The sequence below is a fragment of the Brevundimonas sp. genome, assembly GCF_023259385.1.
Lineage (GTDB): Bacteria > Pseudomonadota > Alphaproteobacteria > Caulobacterales > Caulobacteraceae > Brevundimonas.
The window spans coordinates 1-6,293 of sequence record NZ_JAHFPF010000211.1; the positions used below are offsets into that span (position 1 = coordinate 1).

Annotated in this window: 6 protein-coding genes; 3 read left to right on the plus strand and 3 right to left on the minus strand. The window is 68.0% G+C overall.

The window, feature by feature from the left end; translation table 11 throughout:
* From Q0C81_RS14485 to lgt, 3 genes are all read left to right on the plus strand, one after another.
* On the plus strand, window positions 1-645 hold a 645-nt coding region (locus Q0C81_RS14485; RefSeq protein WP_291839383.1), incomplete at its 5' end, for a sulfite exporter TauE/SafE family protein.
* A gap of 20 nt (window positions 646-665) precedes the next feature.
* Window positions 666-1,052, plus strand: coding sequence for a DUF302 domain-containing protein (locus tag Q0C81_RS14490; RefSeq protein ID WP_291839386.1), 387 nt, complete (start codon window positions 666-668; stop codon window positions 1,050-1,052).
* A gap of 252 nt (window positions 1,053-1,304) precedes the next feature.
* On the plus strand, window positions 1,305-2,189 hold the full coding sequence (lgt, locus tag Q0C81_RS14495; protein WP_291839389.1) for a prolipoprotein diacylglyceryl transferase: 885 nt from the start codon (window positions 1,305-1,307) through the stop codon (window positions 2,187-2,189).
* Between the two features lie 180 nt (window positions 2,190-2,369).
* Here lgt and Q0C81_RS14500 read toward each other — a convergent pair whose 3' ends face one another.
* The 3 genes from Q0C81_RS14500 to Q0C81_RS14510 form a co-directional block, all read right to left on the minus strand.
* The gene (locus tag Q0C81_RS14500) at window positions 2,370-3,899 is read right to left on the minus strand and encodes a site-specific integrase (protein WP_291839391.1); all 1,530 of its coding nucleotides are present in this window, start codon (window positions 3,897-3,899) and stop codon (window positions 2,370-2,372) included.
* A gap of 254 nt (window positions 3,900-4,153) precedes the next feature.
* Entirely contained in the window at window positions 4,154-4,663 is a 510-nt protein-coding gene (locus tag Q0C81_RS14505) for a hypothetical protein (protein WP_291839394.1), read from the minus strand.
* 48 nt (window positions 4,664-4,711) lie between these two features.
* On the minus strand, window positions 4,712-6,293 hold a 1,582-nt coding region (locus tag Q0C81_RS14510), incomplete at its 5' end, for a pre-peptidase C-terminal domain-containing protein (RefSeq protein ID WP_291839397.1).

Genomic DNA, 6,293 nt, shown 5'->3' on the forward strand with positions numbered 1-6,293 from the left:
CATGTCGCGATCGGCACGAGCGCGGTCGCGGTGGCGTCCAACGCCGGGATCAACCTGGTCAGTCACGCCCGCAAGGGCGCGGTCAAATGGCGATGCGCCAGCGTCTTCGCCGCCGCCGGGGTCGTCGGCGCCTTGATCGGATCATTCGCGGGCCGCCAGGTCGACGGCGACAACCTGCTGGCGCTCTTCGCCGTGCTGATGCTCGTGGTCGGCGGGCTGATGTTGAGGAACCGCTCCGGCCAGGGCCTGCCCGATGTTCGGCTCAGCGCGGAAAATGGTCCCCGGCTTGTCGGCCTTGGGTTCGGGACAGGACTTCTGTCCGGCTTCTTCGGCATCGGCGGAGGCTTCCTGATCGTCCCGGGTCTGATCCTCGCCACCGGCATGCCGATCCTGAATGCCATGGCCTCGTCGCTAGTCGGCGTCGCCGCCTTCGGGGTGACGACGGCCTCCAGCTACGCCTGGGCCGGCCTGGTGGACTGGAGGGTCGCCGCGATCTTCATCGCCGGCGGCGTGGTCGGAGGCCTGATCGGCGCCCGGGTCGCCCGGATCATGAACCGCAAACGCGGCGCGCTGAACGTGCTGTTCGCCGGTCTCATCTTTGTCGTCGCCCTCTACATGCTGGCTCGCACCGTCGGGCCGTTCTGATCTCACAAGGAGCAATCGCCATGAGCTATTATTTTTCCAGAACCCTGGACCTCGACTTCGACACAACGGTCGCGGCCACCCGCGAGGCCCTGAGCGAAGAAGGCTTCGGCGTGATCACCGAGATCGACGTCCGCAAGACTCTCAAGACGAAGATCGACGTGGAGTTTCGCCCCTATCTGATCCTGGGCGCCTGCAATCCGCGAATGGCCTACGAGGCCCTGCAGATCGAAGACAAGGTCGGCGCCCTGCTGCCCTGCAATGTGGTGGTGCAGGAGATTTCGGCAGGCAGGACAGAGGTCGCCGCGATCGACCCGGTCGCCTCTATGCTGGTCGTCGGCAATCCTGCCCTGGACGAGAAGGCGCGCGAAGTCGGCGAGAAGCTGTTGAAGGCGCTCCAACGCCTCTAGATCGTCTCCGGCTGGGCGGCCTACCGGAACGGGGCCGAGAACCGGCGCGGCCCCAAGGCGGGCAGGCTTCAGCGGGGCCGTCGCACGGGCACTTCCACCGGCCGCGCGGGTCCGGAACGCGCGGCGCCCGGCGATTTCGGCGCCGCTCCTCCGCTGGGGAAGCGCTCAAGGTGTCGACAAAGGCTGCCCGGCGACTGGCGCGACCACGGGGGCGATTGCTAGACCGTCCTCGAACCGCCTGCAGGAGCGCGAGTGCCCTTTCCCGACTTCGACCCGGTGATCTTCAGCATCGGACCGCTGGATTTCCGCTGGTACGCCATGGCCTATGTGTTGGGGATCGTGCTGGGCTGGTGGTACGCCGCGCGTCTGGCCAGGGCGACCTCGCTGTGGGCGCCGACCGAGCCGCCGGTGACGAGCCGGCAGCTGGACGACCTGATGCTTTGGATCACTCTGGGCATCATCCTGGGCGGGCGCTTCGGCTACGCCCTGTTCTACCAGCCGCACCTGTACGGCGACCTGTTCACTGGTTCGACCTGGGGCGAGCGGCTGGCGCTGTTCCGGCTTTGGGACGGCGGCATGAGCTTCCATGGCGGGCTGATCGGGGTCAGCCTGGCCGTCCTGTGGTTCGCCACGAAGCAGAAGATCCGCCTGCTCAGCCTGGGCGATCTGATCGCGCCGGTCGCGCCGATCGGGCTGGGCTTGGGCCGGCTTGCCAATTTCGTCAACGGAGAGCTGTGGGGCCGGGTCACCGACGCCCCGTGGGGGATCAACTTCTGCAACGCGCGCGCCCGCCAGATGTACGGCGTCCTGTGCGAATATCCCGGCGGTCCGGGCGTCCTGCCGCGCCATCCCAGCCAGCTCTACGAGGCCTTCCTGGAGGGCGTAGTGCTGCTCAGCGTCCTGGCCTTGGCGATTTTCCGAGGTCGCCTGTTGGCGAGGCCCGGCTACGTCACGGGCCTGTTCCTGCTCGGCTACGGCCTGATCCGTGCCTCGCTTGAGAATGTGCGCCAGCCCGATTTCGGCATGGAGAGCTATCCGTTTGGCTTGACCATGGGGATGATGCTGCCCTTCCCGATGATCCTGGCCGGCGCCTGGCTGATCTGGCGCGCCCGAACCCGGCCGCCGGTCTCGGCCTAGCGGGCGCTTTCGGGCTGCCTCTCGAACCAGCTGACTTCGGTTTCGCCGCCCCGATCATAGACCGCATTCCAATGCTCCCTGCCCGTCGCCATCGCCATTCCTCCAGTCGCGCGCGTCGGACCTTCCCCAAGATGGCGGCGGTTCGCCCTGGTCCGCAATGGGTCAGCCATCTCTCAAGGGCTATCGGAAGCCGCTGATCCAGTCTTCGACCTGCGCGCGCGAACCTGCGGCGGCGCGTTCCAGGCCAACCTTGCCGAGGATCGCCAGATGCGAGCTGGCGGTGTCCGGATGACGGGACAGGTCCATGCAGATCGACAGCACCGCCTCGTGCAGATCTCCCGTCTGACACAGCGCCAGCGCTCGCGCCTTGGCCTCGCCGACATGGGTGTCGGCTACCGCTGCCGGCGCCATCGCCGTCGGGCGTGGAGCGACCGAACGACCGGGCCGGACGACATGGTTGGCCCACAGCTCCAGCGCCGCCCGCTTCTCCGGCACATAGGTGTGCCGGTCATAGACGCTGGTGACCGCCGCCCCTTCGTTGGGCGTGTGTCCGAGCACCAGCCCGACCACGAAGCGGCTGACGCCATACCGCCCGGTGAGCGTGGTCGCGCCCGACCGCCGGACGTCATGGGGAGACCCCACCGCCAGCTTCCTGCGCGCGCAGGTTCGGGCGAACGCGCGGGTGATGGCGTGCGGGTCCAGGTGCTGGCCGGGAGATCGGGCCGATGGAAAGAGGTAGGGACTGCCCGGATCGAGCGCCCAGGCGACTTCCAGCACCTCGAGGGCGTCGTCCCCCAACGGCACGACGTGCTGATGTTTGGCCTTGGCCCGCTCCGACGGGATGGTCCAGATCTTCGCTGTCCGGTCGAACTCGGTCTTTCGGGCGCCGGCGACCTCGTTGCGGCGCGTCAACGTCAGCATCAATAGCTGGATGGCCAGTCCCATCGCCGGCTCCAGACGCGCATGAACCCCTGCGGTCTTCTCGCCCGGTCCCCGCGGCACGGAAGCCTCCGACGCAGCGTCCCAAAGCGTCCGCAGGGCCGCGTCGTCGAACATGCGCTCGCGCGACGTGAGGGCCAGCGGGCGGGCCAGGCCGAGCGCGGGATTGGACTCGATACGCTCCTCGAGCACGGCGAACCCCAGGACGGCGTGCAGCACGGCGCCGATCGACGCCACGCTGGCGGCCGCCAACCCGCTGTCGGTCACCAGCTTGCGCATGAAGACCTTGACGTCAGCGCGCCGGATTCCAGTGAACGGCCGCGCGCCCAGAGGGGTCTTGATGTGGTTCCGCCACATCTGGCGTTCGTTGCTGAGGGTGACCTCCCGCTTCGGCCGACGGCGCCCACCGTGCAGTCCCACCGTCGCCGCCTGCCAGTAGGCCTCGGCGAGTTCGTCGAGGGTTTCGCCGGTTCGCGCCCGTTCACGGGCGGCGGTCTTTTCCGCGACGGGATCCCCGCCGTCCACCACCGCGATGCGCAATCCCGCGACCTTGGCGCGGGCCTCGGCCAGCGACAGATCGGGGTAGGCGCCGAGGCCGAGACGTCGCCTCGTTCCGTTCGCGGCGACATAGCGGAACTCGAATTGCTTCAGCCCCGTGGGAAAGACGCGAACTCCCAAACCCCGGCTGCCGCCGATCCCCATCTCGTAGACCTTGTCAGCGGGTTTCAGCCCAGAGATCTGACGGTCCGTGGTAAGTAGAACGCGGGCCACAATGCGCTCTCCTCGCGCCTGCGCTGCAAATCAAACGCGTCCCAACCTAGCAGATTCTGGGGCGCTGGTGGGGCGCCAGACGCAGAATTTCCCGAAAAAGCAAGAAAAGTGCTGAAAAATTAAAATGACGCTTTTCAGATATTTATCGAGTTATGCACAGTCCTGAAATGCCCTGAAATTGCCTTTGAGGCCCTTCACACCGAGGGGGTCACAGGTTCAATCCCTGTCACATCCACCATTTCCTTCCTGCTCCTTCAGACTCCGTAGCCTTCGTCGGCGCAGACGACCGGCTCGCGGATTGCGGTCAATCCGCCGTCGGCGGACACGTCCCATGCCGCTTCGGCGCGCAGCAGGCCGAAGTCGCCGTTGTCGACCGCATATTCGGCGCCCACCAGAGCGATGACGCCAGGCTCCGGCGTCGAGTCCTTCAGCCCCCGGCTCGCCCGCTTGCATTCATAGGCGACGTAGCTCTCGGCGGTGCGTCCTGACGCCCGAACCGTGTCCACGCCTCGCCACAGGGCATGATCTCCAGCGCGACCGATTTCGATCTTGGAGACGAAGATCCAGTCGCGTGGGTTCGAAAGCGAGCGGTGAACGCCGATCGCAACCGGCGCACGCACGAAGGAGCCGCCATAGTTTTCATAACCGGCGATTCCCCGCTCTTCGCCACCCGACCAGGTCGCCCCCACCAGGGCGCGTTCCGGACCGCGAGCCTGGGTCTGCGCGGCGGTTCCGCATGCGGCCGCCAGGCTCGCCAGGATCACAAAACCGCCCAGGATCGACCCCGATGCTTTCATCACTTCATCCTCTCGCTATTCGGCGACCGGCAGGCGCACGATCACGTCGTCGACCTGCACGCCGCCCCGGTCGATGACCAGGTTCTGGTAGTTGCGCTGGCCGTCCTGGGTTTCCGATTCGACGTCCTCGACCTCGGTGCGGAACTGACGGCGCAGGTAGGTGGCCAGTTCGCCCGCGGTGACCAGGCGGTCGCCGTCCATGTCGGCCTCGCCGGACATACCCTCGCGCAGGAAGTGGGACAGGTAGCCGCCGGCGCGGAACTTGTCGGCCACGGCGCTGGTCAGGTCCTCTTCCGAGCTGAACAGGCCCATGACGCCGGGGCGGTCGACGACGTTGCGCGCAAAGCCGCCCGAGTAGCAGGCGTCGATCACCAGCAGCGACAGGCGGGTGCGCAGCGTCCCGAACAGGCGGCCCATTTCGGCGTCGCTGATCTCGCCGTCGCGCAGGACGATGGACTCGCTCTTGCCGTCCGGCTCGACGCCGCTGACCGCGACCTCGTTCTGGTCGCCGTGGCCGGAGAAGAAGAACAGGAACATGTCGTCCGGCCCGGCCTGGGCCGCGACGCGTTCGAAGGCCGAGCGCACGCCCGCCACCGTGGCCTCGGCGTTGGTCAGGACGACGCTGGCGTCGTTCAGCGAGCCTTCGCGCTGCAGCGCCTCTGCCAGCTTGCGGGCGTCCTCGTCGGTGAAGGCCAGGTCGTTCTGGGCGCCGCCGTAGTCCGAAACCCCGACCATGACCGCGAACACCCGCGCGCCGCCGGGCGCCGCCGCCTGACGCGAGGATTCCTGACCGGGCTCGACGGTGAAGCGATACGAGCCCGTCTCGCCCGGACGATAGGAGGTGACCTGGACCTCGTACCGGCCGTCTTCCGGCAGGGTGATCTGCTGGCGGCTGTTGGTGCCGTCGTCGCCGTCGTCGTTGTCGAACTGCTCGCCCGAGGGGGAGCGCACGATGGTGTAGGCGTCGAAGGCCGAGGAGGTCAGCTCGACCGCCACGCGCTCGCCGCGCCGGCCGTTGAAGGTGTAGCGGTCGAAATACTCGCCGCTGTCGAGGGTTTCGTCCCCGCTGGACAGGGCCCCGCCGATGGCCTGGCCGATCTGGATCTCCCCGCCGGGCGAGGCCTGTTCGGACGCTCGCACCGCGGCCGCGGGCGGCTTCTCGGCGCCGGCGCCTTCCAGCACCGACAACTGGTAGGCCCCCCGCTCTCCGGCGGCGTAGCTGGTGGCGGTGATGGTGTAGGCCCCGTCGGCCGGCAGGGTGACCAGCAGGCGGCTGTCGCGCGAATCCGCTGCGGAGGGGTCGTCGTCGTTGAACTCGGAGAAGCCGTCGGGACCGGAGATGGCGACATAGGGATCGAAGGCCTGTGAGGTCAGGCGGATGTCCAGCTGCTGCCCCCGGCGACCGGCCAGGGTCCAGCTGTCGGTGTACTCGCCGCTGCTGAGCGTCGCGTCGCCGTCCCGCAGTTCACCCGAGACCGGCCGGCCCAGGCGAATCACGCCTGTTGGCGCGGCGGCGGCCGGCGCATCGGCCCCGCCGCCCACGGCGGTCAGCCGCAGGGTGTAGGCTCCCGTCTCGCCCGCCCCATAGCTGGTCGCG